This window comes from Caulobacter sp. 05T431 (assembly GCF_056665975.1).
The window spans coordinates 1-380 of sequence record NZ_JBFTKU010000166.1 but is presented as its reverse complement, the minus strand read 5'-3'; the positions used below and the strand labels follow the sequence as shown (position 1 = coordinate 380).

1 protein-coding gene is annotated in these 380 nt (G+C 65.0%); it reads left to right on the top strand.

Annotated elements, in window-relative coordinates:
* Nucleotides 1-380, top strand: a 380-nt coding sequence (locus AC1U89_RS24970) for a calcium-binding protein (RefSeq protein ID WP_479902300.1), incomplete at both ends; no start/stop codon positions are given.

The following is a 380-nucleotide window of genomic DNA, read 5'->3' as shown; positions in this document are numbered from 1 at the left end:
TTCCAGCTCGGCAACCTGGCTGGTACGCCGGCGGGGTATACGACATCGGGGGCCACGGTCGCCGATGACCCAGCCAGCGAGTGCAAGGAGAACCTGCTGCTCCTGCGCAAGCCGGACGGCACCATCCAGTACATGGAGAAGAACACGGTAGATCCCAGCGGCATTAACGGCCAGTCCGTATACAACGGCACGGCCAACGCTGACCGGGTCACCGGCGGCAACGACAACGACACGTTCCTCGGCAACGAGGGCAACGACGTCATTGAGGGCAACGGTGGCGACGACATCGCACTCGGCGGCGACGGCAACGACCGGATCACGGATCTGTCCGGCGCCGACGTCCTCAAGGGCGGTCCGGGCAACGACTACCTCAACTCCGG